The organism is Nitrospirota bacterium (assembly GCA_040755395.1).
Classification (GTDB): Bacteria; Nitrospirota; Nitrospiria; order Nitrospirales; family Nitrospiraceae; genus DATLZU01.
Map to the genome: position 1 here is coordinate 680,004 of JBFMAX010000001.1, position 18,812 is coordinate 698,815.

At 61.4% G+C, this 18,812-nt stretch carries 19 protein-coding genes; 2 read left to right on the top strand and 17 right to left on the bottom strand.

Features of this window, described 5'->3' with window-relative positions:
* Positions 1-18: 18 nt before the first annotated feature.
* The 17 genes from hisC to AB1555_03525 all read right to left on the bottom strand — a co-directional run bounded on the left by hisC (position 19) and on the right by AB1555_03525 (position 17,161).
* Entirely contained in the window at positions 19-1,095 is a 1,077-nt protein-coding gene (hisC, locus tag AB1555_03445) for a histidinol-phosphate transaminase (GenBank protein ID MEW6245748.1), read from the bottom strand.
* A gap of 111 nt (positions 1,096-1,206) precedes the next feature.
* Positions 1,207-2,289, bottom strand: a complete 1,083-nt coding sequence (pheA, locus tag AB1555_03450) for a prephenate dehydratase (GenBank protein MEW6245749.1) — start codon at positions 2,287-2,289, stop codon at positions 1,207-1,209.
* A 254-nt stretch (positions 2,290-2,543) separates the two neighbouring features.
* Positions 2,544-3,551, bottom strand: coding sequence for a Holliday junction branch migration DNA helicase RuvB (gene ruvB, locus AB1555_03455; GenBank protein MEW6245750.1), 1,008 nt, complete (start codon positions 3,549-3,551; stop codon positions 2,544-2,546).
* A 4-nt stretch (positions 3,552-3,555) separates the two neighbouring features.
* Positions 3,556-4,092: a hypothetical protein gene (locus AB1555_03460; protein ID MEW6245751.1), complete on the bottom strand. Its 537-nt coding sequence runs from the start codon at positions 4,090-4,092 to the stop codon at positions 3,556-3,558.
* A 5-nt stretch (positions 4,093-4,097) separates the two neighbouring features.
* A complete protein-coding gene (gene ruvA / locus AB1555_03465; GenBank protein MEW6245752.1) occupies positions 4,098-4,706 on the bottom strand; it encodes a Holliday junction branch migration protein RuvA in 609 nt (202 codons plus the stop codon).
* Positions 4,707-4,808: 102 nt separating this feature from the next.
* Complete coding sequence (locus AB1555_03470; protein MEW6245753.1) at positions 4,809-5,561, bottom strand: YebC/PmpR family DNA-binding transcriptional regulator; 753 nt, start codon at positions 5,559-5,561, stop codon at positions 4,809-4,811.
* A gap of 207 nt (positions 5,562-5,768) precedes the next feature.
* Positions 5,769-6,077, bottom strand: coding sequence for a DUF5683 domain-containing protein (locus AB1555_03475; GenBank protein MEW6245754.1), 309 nt, complete (start codon positions 6,075-6,077; stop codon positions 5,769-5,771).
* 30 nt (positions 6,078-6,107) lie between these two features.
* Positions 6,108-6,935, bottom strand: coding sequence for a hypothetical protein (locus tag AB1555_03480; protein MEW6245755.1), 828 nt, complete (start codon positions 6,933-6,935; stop codon positions 6,108-6,110).
* 11 nt (positions 6,936-6,946) lie between these two features.
* Complete coding sequence (locus AB1555_03485; GenBank protein MEW6245756.1) at positions 6,947-7,714, bottom strand: PCP reductase family protein; 768 nt, start codon at positions 7,712-7,714, stop codon at positions 6,947-6,949.
* A gap of 113 nt (positions 7,715-7,827) precedes the next feature.
* On the bottom strand, positions 7,828-8,754 hold the full coding sequence (locus AB1555_03490; protein ID MEW6245757.1) for an Mrp/NBP35 family ATP-binding protein: 927 nt from the start codon (positions 8,752-8,754) through the stop codon (positions 7,828-7,830).
* A 169-nt stretch (positions 8,755-8,923) separates the two neighbouring features.
* Entirely contained in the window at positions 8,924-10,780 is a 1,857-nt protein-coding gene (locus AB1555_03495) for a GTP-binding protein (GenBank protein MEW6245758.1), read from the bottom strand.
* A gap of 144 nt (positions 10,781-10,924) precedes the next feature.
* Positions 10,925-11,722: a sulfate adenylyltransferase subunit CysD gene (gene cysD, locus AB1555_03500; GenBank protein ID MEW6245759.1), complete on the bottom strand. Its 798-nt coding sequence runs from the start codon at positions 11,720-11,722 to the stop codon at positions 10,925-10,927.
* Between the two features lie 21 nt (positions 11,723-11,743).
* Positions 11,744-12,784: an anthranilate phosphoribosyltransferase gene (gene trpD, locus AB1555_03505; protein ID MEW6245760.1), complete on the bottom strand. Its 1,041-nt coding sequence runs from the start codon at positions 12,782-12,784 to the stop codon at positions 11,744-11,746.
* 27 nt (positions 12,785-12,811) lie between these two features.
* The gene (locus AB1555_03510) at positions 12,812-13,234 is read right to left on the bottom strand and encodes a DsrE family protein (protein ID MEW6245761.1); all 423 of its coding nucleotides are present in this window, start codon (positions 13,232-13,234) and stop codon (positions 12,812-12,814) included.
* 109 nt (positions 13,235-13,343) lie between these two features.
* Positions 13,344-14,033 (bottom strand): phosphoadenylyl-sulfate reductase, encoded by a 690-nt coding sequence (locus AB1555_03515; GenBank protein MEW6245762.1) that lies wholly within the window; start codon positions 14,031-14,033, stop codon positions 13,344-13,346.
* 109 nt (positions 14,034-14,142) lie between these two features.
* The gene (locus AB1555_03520; GenBank protein ID MEW6245763.1) at positions 14,143-16,638 is read right to left on the bottom strand and encodes a sulfurtransferase TusA family protein; all 2,496 of its coding nucleotides are present in this window, start codon (positions 16,636-16,638) and stop codon (positions 14,143-14,145) included.
* A gap of 73 nt (positions 16,639-16,711) precedes the next feature.
* A complete protein-coding gene (locus AB1555_03525) occupies positions 16,712-17,161 on the bottom strand; it encodes an Rrf2 family transcriptional regulator (protein MEW6245764.1) in 450 nt (149 codons plus the stop codon).
* Positions 17,162-17,764: 603 nt separating this feature from the next.
* On the opposite strand from AB1555_03525, the gene AB1555_03530 reads away from it, so the two are divergent.
* Together AB1555_03530 and AB1555_03535 are read left to right on the top strand one after the other, a co-directional pair.
* Positions 17,765-18,355 carry a helix-turn-helix domain-containing protein gene (locus AB1555_03530; protein ID MEW6245765.1) on the top strand — a complete coding sequence of 197 codons (591 nt, stop codon included), beginning with the start codon at positions 17,765-17,767 and terminating at the stop codon, positions 18,353-18,355.
* 103 nt (positions 18,356-18,458) lie between these two features.
* Positions 18,459-18,731, top strand: a complete 273-nt coding sequence (locus AB1555_03535; protein MEW6245766.1) for an HU family DNA-binding protein — start codon at positions 18,459-18,461, stop codon at positions 18,729-18,731.
* The last annotated feature ends 81 nt before the right edge of the window (positions 18,732-18,812 follow it).

Here is an 18,812-nt window from a genome sequence, read left to right on the forward strand (position 1 = left end):
TCCTTGACATGAAATGGCTTAGCATAAGACCTTCTTCAAGGCCGTCAAGAACGCGCGATTTTCCTCCGGCAGGCCGATCGTGACCCGCAACATCCGCCCTTCCATGTGCCGGACGATCACCCCTTCCCGCAACAATGCCTCGAAGACCCCCCGGCCGTCCCTTCCGACATCGAAATAAAGAAAGTTCGTCTCACTCGGCAGAGGCCGGAATCCGAGCGCGACCAGTCCCGCGCGGACAACCTCCATCTGCTCCCGGTTCATCGCGCGGCTCTTGGCGACGTGTTCCTCGTCATCGAGCGCGGCCAGCGCAGCCCGCTGAGCCAGACTGTTCGCATTGAACGGGGGGCGGACCCGATTGAGATACCCGGCGATCTCCGGCGTCGTGAGTCCGTAGCCGATGCGGAGTCCGGCCAGGCCGTAGATCTTGGAGAATGTCCTCAGGACCACGACGTTGCGGTGCTGTTTCACATAGGCGAGGCTGTCCGGAAACACCGGGCTGCGGACATATTCATAATAGGCCTCGTCAAAGACCACGACGACGTGGTTCGGCACCCGCGCCATCAAGGCCTCGACTTCGGCCGCATCGACCATCGTGCCCGTGGGATTGTTGGGATTGCAGATGAACAGTAGCCTGGTGCGATCCGTCACCGCATCGGCCATCGCGGGCAGGTCATGTCGCCAATCGGTGAGCGGCACGACCACCGGAACGCCGTGGGCGGCGGTGACTTCCATCTTATAGATGACGAACGTGTGGTCCGCCATCACGGCTTCGTCTCCGGGGGACACAAAGACCCGCGCCAGCAGGCCGAGAATCTCATCGGATCCGTTGCCCAGGACGATCTGATCGGGTGTGACCTTCCATCGTTGGGCCAACGCGCCCCGCAGCTTGTAGGCGCCACCGTCGGGATAACGATTCAATGTCGCAGACGCCTCCCCCAACACGGCCAAGGCCTTGGGCGACGGGCCGATCGGATTCTCGTTGGAAGCGAGCTTGATCGCTCGAGGCAGGCCCAGCTCGCGCTGCAACTCCTCCACCGGCTTGCCCGGCACATACGGCGACAACGAGGCGATATCGGGGTGGACTTTCAACGCCATGGTTTCCTTCGCGTCGTTCGTGACGCGTTACTCCTTCACCCTGCCCGCTTCGGAGGATGGACGCTCGCGTTCCCCAGCGAGGAACGAACAACGGTTGACGATTGACCTTCTTTAAGCGTGCGACGGGTACGATCCCAAAATCTTCATAAAGAGGCAGCGCCCTTTGACCTCTTCCAAGGCTTTTTTGACCCGGTCTTCCTCCACGTGCCCTTCGATGTCCACGAAGAAAATGTATTCCCAGGCTTTGCGCCGCGACGGCCGGGACTCGATCTTGGTCATGTTGATCCCGTGCGAGGCGAAGGGACGTAACAGGTCATACAGCGCGCCGACTCGGTCTTTCACGGAGAGCATCAGCGACGTCTTGTCTTTTCCCGTCCGCTCCGGCGGTTTTTGCGAGAGGATCAAAAACCGGGTGAAATTGTTCATGTTGTCTTCGATCCGGTCCCGAACGACCTTCAACCCGTAGAGTTGCCCGGCAAGTTCCGACGCGATGGCGGCAGCGGCCGGTTCGTCCACGCACAGTTCTGCGGCGCGCGCTGTGCTGGCGACTTCCGAAACCGGGATATGCGACAGATTGGTTTCCAGCCAGTTCCGGCATTGGGCGATCGCGTGCGGATGGGAATAGATCTTTTTGATGTCCTCGATCGACCCGGTTTTGGAGAGGAGGTGATGCGAGACTTCCTGCAGGATCTCGCCGTAAATGAGAAGATTGGAATCGATGAACATATCCAAGGTGTGGTTGACCACCCCCTCGGTCGTGTTTTCGATCGGCACGACGCCGAAATTCGCCCGGCCCCGCTCCACTTCGTTGAAGACGTCTTTGATGCCGGTCACCGGCATGTACTGGGCCGACGAGCCAAATTTCTGCATGCAAGCCATGTGGGTGAAGGTCGCACGCGGTCCCAGGTAGGCGACCTTCTGCGGGCCTTCGAGGGACAGCGACGCGGACATGATCTCGCGATACACCGGCCGGATCGCCTCGTTGGGAAAGGGACCGGGATTCCGGCGCGTCAGCCGCTCGATAATCTCCGCCTCGCGGGCCGGGGTGTGAAGATTCGCGTCACGATCCGATTGTTTCTTCAGCCTGCCGATTTCGATGACGTTCTTGGACCGCTCGTTGAGGAGGCGGAGGATTTCGTCGTCGATCCGGTCGATTTCCCGGCGATAGTGCTGCAGGTCTTTGTCAGCAGCCATCCTTGCTCGGCTCCCCAGGCTCACCGATTGGATTGCCAGACCGAATCGGGGACGATAAGGCAGGTGTGCGCTGATTCCCGTCTGCGACGGCGAATCATGGAGCCAAGTGGTGGATGATACAGGAAGGCAGCGAAGCTTTGCAAGGATACCCTTGGTGATTCAGGCACTTGGGAGGAGTGCTCCCGACGAGCTCCCGTGAATTCAAGGAAAAACGACTGCCACCGATGATCGTCGCGATTCGTTGGGCCGACTGCTCAGGAGAGTAAATCTTTTGGTTTTTTGAAGTGTTCGAAGGCCAACCTGGTAGCCTGGCGGCCGCGAGCGGTGCGCTCAAGAAATCCCGCTTGCATCAGATAGGGCTCGTAGACGTCTTCCAACGTTCCCTTGTCTTCCTGGACCGCAGCAGCCAATGATTCGACTCCCACCGGTCCCCCGCCGAACTTTTCGATGACGGTCAAAAGAATCTTCCGATCCATTTCGTCAAAGCCGGCGGAGTCCACGCCCAACCATGCGAGCGCTTCCTGCGCAACCTGCCTGGTGATCCGGCCTTCGGCTTTGATCTGGGCATAGTCCCTCACCCGCTTGATCAGGCGGTTCACGATCCGAGGGGTGCCGCGCGCGCGGCCGGCGATCTCCGCCGCCCCTTCAGCGTCGATAGCCACGCCGAGAAGGCTGGCCGAACGACGGACGATCGCCTCCAGTTCGACCGGTGAGTAAAATTCCAACCGATGCACCAGCCCGAACCGGTCCCGCAGAGGGGACGTGAGGGCTCCGGCGCGCGTCGTCGCACCGACCAAGGTGAAGCGAGGCAGGTCCAGCTTGACCGTCCTGGTGGACGGCCCCTGGCCGATGACCAGATCAAGCTGGAAATCCTCCATGGCCGGGTAGAGGGCTTCTTCGACCGAAGCCGGTAAGCGATGGATCTCGTCGATGAACAGCACGTCGTGTTCCTGCAGGTTGCTCAAAATCGCGGCGAGATCTCCCGCGTGGGCCAGCACGAGTCCCGAGGTCGAGCGGATGGAAACGCCCATCTCATGGGCGATCACATGCGCGATGGTGGTCTTGCCCAGACCCGGCGGCCCGTAGAAGATCGCATGATCCAGCGCTTCCCCCCGGCGTTTGGCGGCCTCGATGCAGATGCGGAGGGATTCCTTCATCCGCTCCTGGCCGACATATTCATCCAGGGTGTGCGGCCGAAGCGAGGCTTCCAACCCTCGCTCGTCCTCGGTCAGATGATGATTGGTCACCAGACGCTCTCCCATGGAGTCAGTACCCGCCCCCTTCGTCGTGTTTCTTCTCTTCAGGAGCCGGACGAGATTGCGGCGGCGGCGGCAGGGCGCCATGGCCCGGCGGCGGCGGCGAGCCGCAGTCCGGCGGACAGGTGAGGCCGCCCTTGGTCGGATCGGGTAGATGAGGCTCCATGTTCTGTAACTGGCACTGGCTCAGCAGGCCGCCGTTCCTGTTCCCGCACTGTGCCGGCACCGACGAACTGCCGATCTGCACATACCCCTCCGGGCAAGAGCCGCAGACGGGCAGAATATTGGCGCCCAGGGGCACACACTGGACGAGGATCGGATCGCCGTCCTTGCACATCTCCGGCGCGGTGGTGACGCCGGTGGTGGCATAGCCCTCGGGGCAACTGCCGCAAGTTTTGCGGATACTCTTGGGCTCCGAGGCATCTCCGGCAGCGACGAACCGCGTGGACCCGACAGGCCAGAGGACGCTGCCCAGGAGCAGCCCCCATACGAACACGCGGCCGAGCGCGAGCCTTCCTGATCGTTGGAATCCCGGCGCGATCCTCATCTGATTCACCCCCTTGCCAGTTCTTTGAGGGCTTCGCGGATCAAGTCTGTCAGCGGGAGACTGTTGCCGCGGAGACTGCGGACCCGCTTGAGAACCTCCTTCACGTCCGCGGCCCGATACCCGAGGTTGACCAAGGCGGACAAGGCGTCTTCCTGGACCGGATCGGCGTGACCCAAGGTCGCACGGACGGCCTGGCCCGAGGCGGGATGCAGGCGCTCCACTTTGTCTTTCAGCTCGAGCGCGATCCGGCCGGCCGACTTCTTCCCGATGCCGGGCACCGTGGCCAGTTTCTCCACATCGCCGGCCTGCACGGCGGAGACGAGATCGGGGACCGCCAACGCGGAAAGGACGCCGAGCGCCAGTTTAGGACCGATTCCGGAGACGCCGGTCAGGAGCACGAACGCTTCCTTTTCGACGGGCTCGAGAAATCCGAAGAGCTGGATGGCATCCTCGCGGAGATGCGTATGGATGTGAAGCGAGGTGACTTCGTTCAGGTTGGGAAGCGCGTAATACGTGCTGAGCGGAACGAACACTTCGTAGCCGACGCCCTGAACATCGAGCGTCACGTGTGTCGGCGCCTTGAACGCCAGTCGTCCCGTCAGTGAGGCAATCATCGAATCACGTGACGCGTCACGCGTAACGCGCGAGGGGCGAAGGCCTCCGATTCATGGCACAAGGTGACCGAATTGTCACAGCCGGGGCGCCGGGCACAGCCGCTACCCCGCCGTGGCCACTTTCTCCATGACTTCTTCCGAGATGTCGAAGTTGGCGTGAACTTTCTGGACGTCGTCGTGCTCGTCCAGGATTTCCATGAGCTTGAGCATCTGCTCGGCGGACTTTTCCTCGAGCTTGATGTAATTCTGCGGCACGAAGGTCACTTCGGCCAGCGAGGTTTCGATCTTGGCGTCGGCCAGGGCCTTCTTGACCGCCTCGAACTCCTGCGGGCCGGTGATGACCTCAAAGGTCTTCTCGCCGACTTTCACGTCCTCAGCGCCAGCGTCGAGCGCGATGGAGAGCAGCCGGTCTTCGTCGACTTTATCTTTCTCCACCACGAGCGTGCCTTTTTTCTGGAACTGCCAAGCCACCGAGCCGGCTTCGGCCATGGTGCCGTGGTTCTTCGTCAACAGGCTGCGGATCTCCGCGACGGTCCGGTTCCGGTTGTCGGACGTGATTTCGAGCAACAGTGCGGTGCCCCCCGGGCCGTACCCCTCGAGGGTAAACTCCTCGTAGGTCACGCCGGGCAACTCTCCGGTGCCTCGCTGAATGGCCTTTTTGATCGTGTCGTTCGGCATGTTGGCGTCTTTGGCCTTCGCAATAGCCAGCCGGAGTCGCGGGTTGCCTTCCGGATCGCCCCCCTGCCGCGCAGCGATGGTCAGTTCGCGGATCAGTCTGGTGAAAATCTTGCCGCGCTTCGCGTCCTGCGCAGCCTTGTGCCGTTTGATGGTCGCCCAGTGACTATGGCCGCCCATAAGACCCTCCTCTGGACCAGGAACCCCGACGAAGCGGTCCAGGTACGACATGATTTTCCGTGTGATTGGGTGAGGTAGAGCTAACACAGACGCAACTGGGGTGTCAACGCTGGGGAGGCGACTGCAGGATCACTTGGCGCACGCGGTGACCGGGACAACGGGCGGGCAACAGGACGGCCGGCAAGCGGAGCGGCGAACCCGGTCGAATCAGCGTGTTCGCCTGGCCATATGTACGGCATCCACAATGCTCCAGAGCGCGAGCAGCAACAGGGAAACGGTCAGGACCAGGAGCAGGCCGAGGTTTGAGGGAACTTCGTCGGCCAGCAGCGACCGCTCGAAGCGATCCACATCAACCGAACTGAGCAGAGCGCCGACCAGCAGAAGGGCGACGAAGAAAAATGCGGCGCCTTTGGCCCACTGCCCGTTATAGAACTGGCCGAGACCCGGGAATAACGCCGAAAGGAAGGCCGCGACAGCGGGGTTGACGTTCGACTTCGGCGAACGTTCCGCTTCCATTGCCCGAGTGCGCCTCCGCCGGAGGAAGGATCACTCCGAGTAGATCAACAATTGCAGTCCGATCAGCAAGATCAAGCCGGCCCAGGCCAGTTCCCAGGACGACCGATCCGCCGCCCGGTCGACACTCCTACCGTCCCTCCCGTCCTGCACTCTCTGCCAACCGGAGACGAGCTTGGAGGAGCCGGCGGTGATCGCCAGTATTCCCATGATAGTGTGATGGACGGCGATCTTGTGGGCGGACGGGTGCGCGCCGTGCTCATGCCCGAACAGCATCAGTCCACCGATGATGGCCAACGCGGGCAGCGGCACCATCCAGACGCCATGCGCGATCCGGCCGAGCCGCCGGAAGAGCTCGATCGCCCCCACGCTCAGGAGCAGCAGGCCGTAGGTCTTGTGTTGAATGAGTTCCCCGTCATCGCCGAAGAAGGTTTGGGCGAAGCTGAGCGTCCCCACCGGCCAGGCTTCGTGATCGCTCCAGATCAGGAGGAAACCTCCCGCCGCGGACATCGCGGCCGGCAACAGGAAGCTGATCCACGAGAACTTCGTGAAGGCTAACGCCTCTCGGAGTTCGCTGAGTCCGATCAGGATCACGAAGACGCCGGCCAAGTGATGATTAAACTCGGAATAGGCCTTTCCCTCCGGCGAGCCTTCCCATTTCGGAACGCCAGGCGCCGCTGTTCCGCCATGGTCGTGCCGCTGTCCGTTCAGAGCACCGTGACCACCGTCGTGCGACGAACCGCCGATCTGGGCGACAGCCGGAACGGCGAAGACGCTGAACACTATGATGACCAAGAAAAAGGCCCATCCGAATGACCGGATGAGCCCCTTTTCTGCCTCGCGCCTCGCGCCCCGTGCCACGCGCCTAAGCCTTACATGAACTTCATGAACTTCTCTTTCGCTTCGTCCATGATTTGCGCCGTGATCGTCGAGGCGCCCTGCTCCTTCGCCAGCCGTTCGATCTCCCGCTTGGCCATCGGCCTGATGAAGTCCGGGATGTTTTCCAACCGCTTTTCGGCCTCCGGCGTCCACGCGACGCCGATGGAATCGTGCTTGGAATCGTCCATCACCTGGAGCGTAATGGTCTTGTACCCATGTTTCCGCGCATAGGCCTCGACGCTGCTCTGGACCATCGGGCGGACGAACGACGGGAGGCGCTCCAATTTGTCCTTGGCGTCCGGAGTCCACGTGAACTCGGAGGTCGCCGAACCGGGCCCCGCCTGGCTTCCCGACGCAGCGAGTCCCATCTGAGCCACCATCGCCGAAAACGGGCACCCGCCCGATTTGGTCTCCGGCTTCCCTTGGCTGGCAGGACTTGTCGTCCCGGCACCGGCCGAGGTTCCGGCAGGTTGCCCGCCTTGAATTTTCTCGTTGAGATAGGCCGCCATCTGCCCGGCGCCGGCCAGGGCTTCTTCTTTCAGCGTGCTCCGGGTCATCTCGAACGGCTCGGCCGGCGCCGGCCGTCCGCCTAACTTCACGCCCAGCGAGCTGACCATCTGCGTTTCGCCGGGGTTGGTCACCATGGAAAACTTGGCCCCGCAGGAGGGGCACCCGAAGAACACGCCGAGCGAGCCTTCCGCCGGCTGTTCCACCTTCTCGAAGTTCATGTAAGTTTCGCAGTTCAAGCAAACGAATTTCATCTTCAACTCCTGGGCGAGGGGCACGGGGCTAGCGGCAAGGGGTTAAGGGGTTATGGTGAAACCCTCTGATCCTCATCCTTCTTAACCACTTGCTTCGTGCCTCTTGCCTATTGTTAGAGCCTTTCCGCCAACACCTTCTTGTACTCCACAAGAGTCACGACCCGTTCCGCAATCTCGCGGTATCGCTGGATCGTCGGATAATTCTCGTCCAGCAACGGCGTTCCTTTGTCGAAGGTCGAGGCCAGCGTCCGATCGAAGGGGATTCTGCCGAGGAGCGGGACATCCAGCGCCTCGCACATCGCCCCCGTGTTGCCTTCGAAGAGCTCATGTTCGGCTCCGCAGGACGGACAACGGTACCGGCTCATGTTCTCCACCATCCCGAGCACCCGGATGCCCATGTCGCGCGCATAGGTGACCGACTTCTGCACGACATCGGACGCGACTTCGGACGGGGTTGTGACCACGATCGCACCGGCAAGGTCGGGAATGAACCCGGCCATGACGGGCGGCTTGTCGGCGGCGGCTCCCGGAGGCAGGTCGGTCAAGAGATAATCCAACTCGCCCCACACGACGTCCGCGAGGAACTCCCGGATAACATTCATCTCCATCACGCCCAGCCAGACCGGGCTCAAATCCATCGGGCCCTTCCAGCGGACCGGTGAAGCGTCGCCGAGGAAGAAATCCATCGAAGCGACCTTCACTCCCAGCGGGCCGACGGGAGGGACCGCGCCTTCTGGCGTAATCATGAGCGACCGGCCATGCATGCCGAGCATCCGCGGCACACAGGGGCCATTGAGGTCCACGTCCAACAGCCCGACCCGGTACCCCAGACGCGCCAGCGCCAGGGCCAGGTTGACCGTCGTCATGCTCTTGCCGACCCCGCCTTTGCCGCTCATCACGACGATTTTGTGTTTGATGCCGGCCATGCGGGCCTGCACCTGCTTCATCTGCTCGGTGATCTGCTGGACCACCTTCGCATCATCGGTGTATTGGAGTTTGCTCAGAATGGATTTGAGGTTTTTCTCTTGTGCCGCAGGCATAGGTTTCTTTCCCTCAATAGAAGGCCAACGGTAACACAAGGGTTTTTAGAGAGTCAAACGTCCCCACCAACAGCAAGAAGCTGACAGCAGGAGAAGCCAGTGAACAACGAAGATGATTGCCCATCTTGAGCTCTTAGCTGCTCGCTATCGGCGGTTCGCCAAGTTGTAGTTAGATCGAGTACTGGAACGTCGGCTTACTGCCGATCGCGTGCGCCAGCACGCCCCGGCGTTTGAGTTCTTCGATGATGCGCCGGGCCGCCTCGTCGAAGTCCTGGGGGCCGCTGAAGTGCAGGTCGGTGTTGGGCGGAGGCTCCTCCTCGGTCTTGCTCATATGGACGGCGATCACGGGAGCCGGATGCACCAGGGTCCTGATGGCTTGCGCCGCGTCCCGATAGGCGGCGCCGAAGGGATTCGTGGTGGAGACGACGATCAGGCCCGTATCGATCAGCAGCCGGGCGACTTCGCCGTAGCGCCGAGCCATCTCGGTCGTATCGGATCTTTCCGATTCCGCCAGATCGGCATCCAGGCCTCGCCGGAGGTTCTCGCCGTCCAGCAGATACGCATGCCGCCCTTCCGCCACTAAGAGCGCCTCCAGTTTGCGAGCCAGGAACGACTTCCCCGTATGGCGTCCGCCGGTCAACAGAACGATGGCCGCGCGGTGTCCATACTGCTGGGCCCGGTCCTCCGCGCTCACCTCGCCTTTCACCCAGGCGAAATCGCGCCGGCGGGCCTCCTCCCGCAGAAATTCCTGTTCGTCGTGAACCAGCTCGGTGATGATGCCGCCGCCGGAGATGTCGTATTGATCGACGATCACAAAGCGGCCGGTGGCCTCGAAGGACGCGGACAGATCGAAGGCGATGGGCCACTTGGTTCGCAGCGTCAACTCGGCGACCTGGTTCTTCTCGACGGCGCGGCCGCCCTGCCGTTGATCGAGGTCCTGCGTGTCGATGATGCGATGGATGGCCGCTACCTCGCAATCCACCTCGCGCGTGGCCAGGCGAAGCTGGTACTTCCGCCCGCGCTCGAGCGGCCGCCCCAACCAGAACACGTTGGCCCGAAACGCGGTGGAGACCAGCGGAATGTCGTTCTGATGCGAGGCGATTTCGCCGCGCTCGATGAAAATCTGTTCGTCCAGCGTGATTCCCACCGACTGGCCGGCCTGTGCTTCGGTCGGGGGCGGCTCGATGTTGAAGGCCTCGATCGTCTTGACGTTGGCGACCTTGTTGGACGGAGAAAAGACCAGCCGGTCTCCCACCTTCAGCCGTCCGGCGGTGATGCGGCCGGCGATGATCCGCCGGACGTCGAATTTATAGACATCCTGCACCGGGAACCGGAGCGGCTGTTCGGCGCGCGCGGTTTCCTTCCTGAAGAAGCCCAGCGTGTCGAGCACGGTGGGGCCCTGATACCAGGGCATGTGCCCGCTACGCGCGACGATGTTGTCGCCCAGCTTCGCGCTGACGGGAATCACCTGCTGCGGGACGACTTTGAACTGCCCAAGGTAGTCCCGGTACTCCTTCTCGATCCCGTCGAAGACGTCGCGGCGATAGCCGACCAGGTCCATTTTATTGACGACCACGGCGACCTGCCTGACTCCTAACAGCGAGAGCAGGTACCCGTGTTTTTTGGACTGCTCTTTCACCCCTTCGAAGGCGTCGATCAACAGCAAGGCGGCTTCGGCGCGGGCGGCGCCCGAAATCATGTTCTTGAGGAATTCCTTGTGCCCCGGAGCATCGATAATGATGTACTGCCGGCCGTTCCAGTTGAAAAAGGTGCGGGCCGTGTCGATCGTGATGCCTTGCTCCTGCTCCTCCAGAAACGCATCGAAGAGAAAGGCGTATTCGAATTCCTTGCCCTGCTGGCGGCAGATGGCCTGGACCTTCTCCAGCTTGCCCTCCGGCAACGAGCCTGTGTCGGCGTAGAGCCGGCCCAGCAAAGTGGACTTGCCGTGATCCACATGGCCGACGATCACGATCTGCATGGTTTCGTTGGGCTTGGTGATAGTCGCCGCTTGCGTCTTGGTCGTCATGGCTCTACGGAATCCTGATGCGCAGCCAGCGGGACTCGCGAGACTGGCCGGGACCCATTGCTCCCGGAAGCAATGGGTCCCGGCGTGAATCGCCTTTCCCGCGGTTCGCGCATTTCTCGCCGGTCTCGCGGAGCATTGCTCGCGTCACATGTACCCTTCTTTGCGCAGCAGTTCCATCCCGCGCCCCTCGTCCTGCGCGCGGCCGGCGCGCTCGGCGACCGTCGTGTGCCGCAATTCCTCGATGATGTCGTCGACCGACTTGGCGGTGGATTTGATCGGGAACGTGCAGGGGGCGCAGCCCAGACTGCGGTACCGCGTTCCGTCGCCCCGGTCGAGATAGAGATCGATGAACGGGATGTTCTCGAGCTTGATGTATTCCCAGATGTTGATCTCGGTCCAATCCAACAGCGGGTGGATGCGGACGTGCGTCCCCGGCGGGAACGAGGTCTTGAACTGGTCCCACAGCTCGGGCGGCTGGTCCCGGAAATCCCAATCGCCGTGCTTGTCGCGCGGCGAGAAATATCGCTCTTTGGCCCTCGTGCCTTCCTCGTCCGCGCGCACGCCCAGGATGATGCCGGTATAGCCCTTCTCTTCGATGAGCTGCTTCAGCGCGTTGGTCTTGAGAGCCGTGCAGCAGGTGACCCGGCCCAGCGTGTGGTTCATGCCGGCGGCCAGGGCTTCTTTGTTTTGACCGACCACCAGATTCAACCGCCATTCGCGGACCAGCCGGTCACGGTATTCGATCATGGCCGGAATCTTGTAGCTGGTGTCCACGTGAATGAGCGGGAACGGCACGTGCCCGAAGAAGGCCTTGCGTACGAGCCACAACAACACGGTGGAATCTTTGCCGATGGACCAGAGCATGGCCAGATGGTCAAAGTGCTTGTAGGCCTCCCGCAAGATGTAGACGCTCTGATCTTCCAACTGCCGGAGATGTTTCATGCGCAGGTTCCTCCATCCCCTTCAGGCATGAACCGGTTCCTTCGCCGTGGTCAGCTCGGTCAATTTCCGCGCCGCCGCTCCCGACTCGATGGCCCGCTGGGCCGTCGGCAGGCAGGAGGAAATCGACGGGCCTTTGCCCGCCGCATACAGCAACATGGCGGCATTGAGCGCCACCCAATCACGCGGCCCGCCGCGCACCTCGTTCCGCACGATCCGTGCGAGCAACTCGGCTTCCTTCTCCCGTTGCTCCGCCGGGAAGCCCGCCATCTCGCGGAAGGAAGCCGACGGCAGTCCGACGTCTTTCGACTGGAGCGTCAAGGGCACGATCCGCTCATCCCGCAATTCCAGCAGCCTCGTCACCGAAGCGAGCGAGAGTTCCGGATCGCCTTCCACGCCGCGGATCACCAGCGCGCGCCGGGCGCCCAACATGCGGAGCGCCTCCGCCGTCTTTTCGAAGTAGGGCGGATGCGTCAACCCGATGACCTGAGACGAGGCGCGGGCCGGATTCAGCATGCGGGCGACAGGATGGAAAAAATTTCGCAGTCCCAATTCAGTCCTGAGGTCGAGGAACCGCGCGATAGGCGGGTGGTAGAACGCAATATCCAGATACGCGAACCCTTTCGTCACGAGTTCGTCCGCCGCCTGCTGCGGCTTGAGTTCGGTCGGGATTCCCAACACCTTCAAGACAGCAGCCGTCCCGGGCCGTTGCGGAATTCCTTCATGACCGTGCATGAGCACGACCGCGCCTGCGGCGGCCGCCACCACCGCCGCTCCAATCGACGCGTGAAAGGTGTCTTGCTTGCCGGCATAGGTCGGGAGATCGACGAGCGCCAGGCCTTCGGGCACGGGCAACGGCGCAACATACTGGCGGGCCGCCGCGGTGAAGGAGGCCAGTTCGGTGACGGACTCCGTCTTCATGCGCATGGCGACCAGGAAGGCGCCGACCTGGATCGGCGTGGCCTGACCCTCGATCAGGCACTTCATGGCCTGCTTGGCCTCCTCCCAGGTCAAGTCCTTGGAAGTCTTCGTCCCTTTGGCGACCTTGGCGATGAACTGTTGCATACGACCCGTGACGCGTCACGCGCTTAGTTAGAAGGTGAGCACCTGATCGGCCGTGGTCACTTCTTCCTTCCAGAAGGCATCCGCTGCCTGGACCTCGTCCAGTTCGGGGATCAACTTTTCGACCGTAATTTCGAGCAGCTCCAAGGAATCGCGGCACACGGAAAATTTGGCGTCGCCTTTTTCTTTGATCTCGCGCAAGATCGCGGGCAAGTCGTGCTTGCCGCGAGAACGCAGGACCTCCCGCATATGGGCGTCCCGGCCCTTGTAGGCTTCGGAGAAGACCATGTCTTTGACTTTGTCCTGCGTCAGCCGCAAGGCCGCTTCGTCCCGAAAGAACACGCTCACCTGGGTGCCGGCGATGGTGGCGATACGGGCGAGTTCGCAGGCCTGGAGCAGATTGTTATAGGAACCACGCGTCACGATCACGGCCAGTTTCTTCACGGCAGCCACCCCTCCACCTCACGTTTCAGCGTGTGTCGCTGAGCAAAACAAGGAGGCTAAAGGCGATGACGCTGCGCGGCCCGACCGGGCTGCCTCTAGCCTCGTATTCGCGACCTGTTTACTTATGCAAACCGCACTCGGTCTTGGCGAAATTCCTCCATCGCCCGGCGCGCGGATCTTCCCCCGGCTGGACCGGCGCCGTGCAGTGCGTACAGCCGATGCTGGGATAGTTCTGGTCATGGAGCCGGTTGTACGGCACCTCGTACATCTTGATATAAGTCCACACGTCCTCGGCCGTCCATTTCGCCAGCGGGTTGATCTTGACGAGTTGGAATTTACGGTCCCATTCGATCAACCCGGCGTTCGCCCTGGTCGGCGCCTGGTCGCGTCTGATACCCGTAATCCAGGCGTCGAAGCCTTTCAAAACCCGCGCCAGCGGCTCGACCTTCCGCAGTTCGCAGCAGCGGTCCGGCTGGCGCGCCCAGAGGGCGTCGCCGTATTGCGCAGCCTGCTCTGCCGGGGTAAGGAGCGACGTGATCCGCAACACCTGTTCGGGTCGCAGGCCGTATTTTTCGACGATGCGATCCCTGACGTCGTAGGTCTCGGCGAACAAGAAATCCGTGTCGAGATAGAATAGCGGAACCTGCGGATTGATCCGCTGGATCATGTCCACCAGCACGACATCTTCGGCGCCGAAACTGCAGGCGAGCACGATCTTGGGCATGTAGCGCTCGATCGCATAGGCCAGCACGTCCTGCGGCTGTCTCGTCTCGAAGGACTCGCTCAGCCGCTTCAGTTCTTCTTCCATCGGCGCGCCGGTCCTCTCACTGTCTCGAGACACTGGGATTTGCCTCTCGGTCAAGGTCATAGGCGATTGGCGATAGACTATGGGGAAGAAGCCCTGAGTTGTTCAATCCTCAGCTCTCGACTTTCTCCACCACGATGCGATAATGGGCGGCGTCTGGCTCCAACGGCTCCTGGGCCAGAATTTTGTGACCGTCGTTCCGGAGGCTCACAGGCACGTTCTTGATCGGCTCTCCGGCGTCGAGCCAGACCTCGAGGCGCTCGCCCGCCTCCATCATCTCGAGTTTGAGCTTCGTCTTGACATAGTTGAGCGGGCAGGCCACACCGCGCAAATCGAAGACCGGTGCGTCGGCGGCTGAACCGTTTGCGTGAGCGGGTGCCTGCTCCGCCGGTTGCGCCGGCGACGCGGCGGACTGCGGCTGCTCGGCGCCGTCGCCCTTCTCCGCGCCGGCCAATTTCAGGTCCTTGCCGATTTGCTCGGTCGCGGCTCGGCAGGCATCGACGAATTCCTTCGCGAACGCCACCTTGCCGAGCGTAAATTCCGCCGTGGTGGCTTTCGGTCCCAAGTCGCCGATCCGGGACGCAAGGTTCCGGTACGCGGGCAGGATGCCTTTAGGCACCAGCCGCTGCTCGAATTCAGCAAACGTCTCGGCGTCGGTTGCCGGATCAACGCCCTCGGTGACCAACAAGGCTTTGACCGCCGCGAGAACCGCGCGATAGGCCTTGTTGACGGAGATCGCATATTGGTGCTTATCAGCCAACAGCCTGGCCTGATACAGCTCCTGTTCGGCTTCCAGCATGCGATTGTCGATCATCTCGAGGGCCCCTCCGGCGCATTCGCCCGGTCCGAGGTCCTCCAACACGAACTCCTCTTCGCCCTCCCAATCGTAATAATAGGTCGGGTCCTCTTCGAACGAGGGAACGATCGTATAGGGAATCAATTCATCCTTCAGCTTGGCCTTGCCGACACGCGCGATAAACGCAGGCAGCCCTTCTCCCGGTTGACGGTCGCGCCGATAGACGGCGATCAGGTGGGAGACCGCGGCTGGGACGTTCTTCGCCGGCAGCTTGACAGTCATCTGCCCGATCTTGGCCGTGCCGTTCACCTGCCCGCCGAGGTGGAGTTCGTAGTGCGGGGCCACGTGCTCGCCGATACGCTTGCCGACTCCGTGCAACCCGATCGTTGCGATGTGATGTTGCGCGCAGGAATTGTGGCATCCGCTGATCTTGACGCTGACACCCTTCAAGTCATCGGGGACGCGGCCGGGCGGAAAGATCTCCGCCATGGCCCTGGCCAGTCCTTTCGAAGAGGTGATACCCAGGCCGCACGTGTCCGTACCTGGGCAGGCGACGATGTCTTCCACCGCGTCGGCTCCCGGATCAGCCAATCCGTGGGCGGCCAGGTCTTCGTAGAACTCGCGCAGTCGCGCTTCGGGCACCCACCGGATAATCATGTTCTGATTGACGGTGGTCCGGATGTTGCCGTTCGAATACGCCTCGGCCAGGTCGGCCAAGACGTACATCTGCGATGTGGTGAGATCGCCCATCGGGAGCTTGATCAGCGCGGCGACATAACCCGGTTGTTTCTGCCTGATCGCGTTGGTCCGTCTCCACGTCTCGAAGGGGGTCTCCCCGAGAGATCCGTTGCCGTTGCCGTTGCCGGGCCCGATGGCCCGGGTCGGCATGATGAGAGGGACCGGGTCGTCCTGGTGCGACAACAGCTTGATCGGCTCGTGGACCGGGCGGTTGTAGCCCATCGCGGCGTAGGCCTCCTCCCATCGCCGCTTGAACTCCTCGAAGCCGAGTTTGTCGATGACAAATTTCATCCGGGCCTTGTGCCGGTTCTTGCGGTTGCCGAGGGTGTCGAAGACCTTGATCACCGCCTCGATCGAGGGGATGAGTTCGTCCATGGAAACGAACTCCCGCAGCACGTGAGCCAAGCGGGGCGTCGAACCCAGCCCTCCGCCGACGGACATGCGGAAGCCGACGGTTCCGTCCTCTTTTTTCGCGGCGAGCAAGCCGATATCGTGGATCGGTGTGAGCGCACAATCGTGTTGGCACCCCGAAAATGCGATCTTGAACTTCCGCGGCAAGCTCTGGTTCAGCGGATTGCGAAGGAGATGCAGGGCGACGGTCTTGGCATAAGGCGTCACGTCGAAGATTTCGCCTTGGCACACGCCGGCCAAATGGCAGGCGGTCACGTTCCGCACGGTGTTGGCGCAGGCTTCGCGGGTGGTGAGCTCCACCTCCGCAAGCTTCCGCATCATGGTTGGGACGTCTTCGAGCGAGACAAAATGGAGCTGGATGTCCTGCCGGGTCGTGACGTGGCCCACGCCGGTGGCATACTGGTCGGCAATCTCTCCGATTCGTCTGAGCTGGTTCGCGGTGAGGCCGCCGAACGGAATCTTGATCCGGAACATCTGGACGCCGGGCTGCCTCTGGCCGTAAATCCCATGTTGCAGGCGGAACGGCTTGAAAAGGTCGCCGGAGAGTTCCCCGCTCAAGACTCGGTGAGCTTCCGCTTCAAAGGCTTCAATCTCTTCCAGAATCTCAGGAGGGATCGGCGCAGTTTGGATCTCTGGCGGAGAAGTCGCTCGGGATACGCTCATAGGAAACCTCTTTTTTTCTCCCGGACTCGGCCTCCAACAGCGAAGCCGCGTCAGCCTATCGATTCCTTGCGTCTCAGATGTGATACATCAATGCGTTCTGCTGTTCGAGTTCGCGGTGTCGATCGACCAGTTCCTTCAGTGTGACACTGGCCAGGACGCTCAATTCCGCCTGCTTGACACGGTCCCAAACATGCGCCAGCAGCGACTCTTGCCGATGGTTCTGCCTCGAGAGATGGCTGACTACCCGGTCGCGCTGCGGGCCGATCGGGCCGTCCAGCGCTTCCAGAATTTCAGCCAACGAAAGCTCCGCCGGTTTCTTGCTCAGCATGTATCCGCCCTGGGCACCTCGGAGACTCGTGACCAGACCGGCTTTTTTCATCGCGTTCAACACTTGCTCGAGAAAGCGGGCCGGAATGCTCTGTCTCCTGGCGATCGACTTAGCTTGAACCGGCGCATTTCCATTATGAATCGCCAGGTCCAGGGCAGCCATGATGGCATAAGTGGCTTTGAGCGAAACTTTCATGTTGACTACTCCGATAGGAATTCCAGGAACCGGTCTTTTTTATAACAACTGTGAGGATGGTGTCAAGTCGGTTCCGCCACGCGTTTTGACCGACCTTACCGAAAGACCGGTCGCCGCAGATGTCCACTTGGCCGATGCCAAGGCTCAGTGAAGAACCTGGAGGCCGAGGGTCTTTTGCTTCCGCTATCGATCCTGGTTTGGAGAGACCGAAAGCGAGGCGCGCCTTTAAAAAATTCTCTGCCTGTCGAGTTCGACGCACTCACGACAAGAAGAAGAAAGCGGAGACGAATCGTCTCGGATTCTCCCGTTTGTGGCTCCAGGTTTGCTGTGCGGTGATCGCTCAGTCGCCCGTTGATCTTACGGACTTCGTTCAGGGTCAAGAGTGAGACTCCTCTGGTCCTCCCGCTCAATGCGACGTTGGCAAAGTATCTGTCCGGGCAATTGCCGAGTCCTGCGAGATTGTTTCTCACCGATCCCTGCGAAACGTTTAGTAGAGCGGCCGTTCGGCTATTCGCTGCGCAATTTCACGATTGACATCGTCTCACCTCTAAGGTAATAATCCCGCCCTCTTCTTCTCATCCTCTTTTCTTCGCTGGTGCCTTCATGTCGCTTCGGTCGTCGTCCTTGAGCATTCTTCTTCTTAGCGCCGACCATGATGTCCACGTCCAGTTCAAGCAAGCCTTCAGGGAGGCGACGATCACGGCGGCGAAGGACGCAGCCGCGCTCACCAAGGAGGCTGCCAAGCGTCCCTTCGACATCGTGGTGCTGGAAGCCAAGCGGGGAACATTGGGCGAACTGACCGAATTGCAGCAGGCTATTGATCCGTTCAGAACTCTGGTGCTGGCGGGTTCCCGCCATGCGCTCAAGCGAGCCTCCAAATTGATTCAGAGGATGGTCAACGGTTATTCCTACCCAGGCGGTGCCGGTCAGGAGTTGTCGCTCGAGGGTTACATCGAATCGAAGATGGGCGATTTCGTCAGGAGCATGCGAAACGGGTCGGCCCGGAACCTGCATCCCATGCTCATGTCGGCGGTGGAGCGGCCGTTGATCGCATTGGCGCTGAAAGAGACGAAGGGCAACCAGATTCAGGCGGCGGAACTGCTGGGCTTGAACCGAAACACCCTACGCAAGAAGATTACGGACCTCCGCATTCCGGTAAAACGGGGACGGAGGCAACGATCCCGTTCCCTCTAGGCGAGTTGGCTCGATGTGTTTCGTCGCGTTATAGGGTCGTGCGCGAGGCGAGAAGGGACCGAGAATCGGTTCTCAATCCATCCATCAAGCAAGGAGGAATGCGATGACCAAAGAGGAGTTGATCGCCAAAATGGCGGCGTCGGCCGGCATCACCAAAGTCGCTGCGGGCAATGCGCTGGCGGCGTTCACCGGAGCCGTCACCTCATCGCTGAAGAAAGGGCAGCGGGTCAGTCTGGTGAACTTCGGCACCTTTACGGTGGCGAAGCGCAAGGCGCGTGTGGGGCGCAACCCACGAACCGGGGAAACGCTCAAGATCCCGGCGGCCCGTGTCCCGAAATTTTCGGCGGGCAAGACGCTGCGGGCTGCGGTCAAGTAAGTTTGCTGATCGTCGAACAGCACCGATTTGAGTCGAAGCAGAAAAGGGGGGCCCCCGCCCCCCGGGGGCCGCCGTTTGGGG

Coding starts and splice junctions, on each gene's coding strand:
- AB1555_03525 (MEW6245764.1), bottom strand. CDS start 17,161: ATGAAAGTTTCGCTCAAAGCCACTTATGCCATCATGGCTGCCCTGGAC.
- cysD (MEW6245759.1), bottom strand. CDS start 11,722: ATGAAACATCTCCGGCAGTTGGAAGATCAGAGCGTCTACATCTTGCGG.
- trpD (MEW6245760.1), bottom strand. CDS start 12,784: ATGCAACAGTTCATCGCCAAGGTCGCCAAAGGGACGAAGACTTCCAAG.
- AB1555_03485 (MEW6245756.1), bottom strand. CDS start 7,714: ATGAAATTCGTTTGCTTGAACTGCGAAACTTACATGAACTTCGAGAAG.
- hisC (MEW6245748.1), bottom strand. CDS start 1,095: ATGGCGTTGAAAGTCCACCCCGATATCGCCTCGTTGTCGCCGTATGTG.
- pheA (MEW6245749.1), bottom strand. CDS start 2,289: ATGGCTGCTGACAAAGACCTGCAGCACTATCGCCGGGAAATCGACCGG.
- ruvB (MEW6245750.1), bottom strand. CDS start 3,551: ATGGGAGAGCGTCTGGTGACCAATCATCATCTGACCGAGGACGAGCGA.
- AB1555_03515 (MEW6245762.1), bottom strand. CDS start 14,033: ATGGAAGAAGAACTGAAGCGGCTGAGCGAGTCCTTCGAGACGAGACAG.
- AB1555_03495 (MEW6245758.1), bottom strand. CDS start 10,780: ATGACGACCAAGACGCAAGCGGCGACTATCACCAAGCCCAACGAAACC.
- AB1555_03530 (MEW6245765.1), top strand. CDS start 17,765: ATGTCGCTTCGGTCGTCGTCCTTGAGCATTCTTCTTCTTAGCGCCGAC.
- AB1555_03460 (MEW6245751.1), bottom strand. CDS start 4,092: ATGAGGATCGCGCCGGGATTCCAACGATCAGGAAGGCTCGCGCTCGGC.
- AB1555_03520 (MEW6245763.1), bottom strand. CDS start 16,638: ATGAGCGTATCCCGAGCGACTTCTCCGCCAGAGATCCAAACTGCGCCG.
- AB1555_03470 (MEW6245753.1), bottom strand. CDS start 5,561: ATGGGCGGCCATAGTCACTGGGCGACCATCAAACGGCACAAGGCTGCG.
- ruvA (MEW6245752.1), bottom strand. CDS start 4,706: ATGATTGCCTCACTGACGGGACGACTGGCGTTCAAGGCGCCGACACAC.
- AB1555_03475 (MEW6245754.1), bottom strand. CDS start 6,077: ATGGAAGCGGAACGTTCGCCGAAGTCGAACGTCAACCCCGCTGTCGCG.
- AB1555_03490 (MEW6245757.1), bottom strand. CDS start 8,754: ATGCCTGCGGCACAAGAGAAAAACCTCAAATCCATTCTGAGCAAACTC.
- AB1555_03535 (MEW6245766.1), top strand. CDS start 18,459: ATGACCAAAGAGGAGTTGATCGCCAAAATGGCGGCGTCGGCCGGCATC.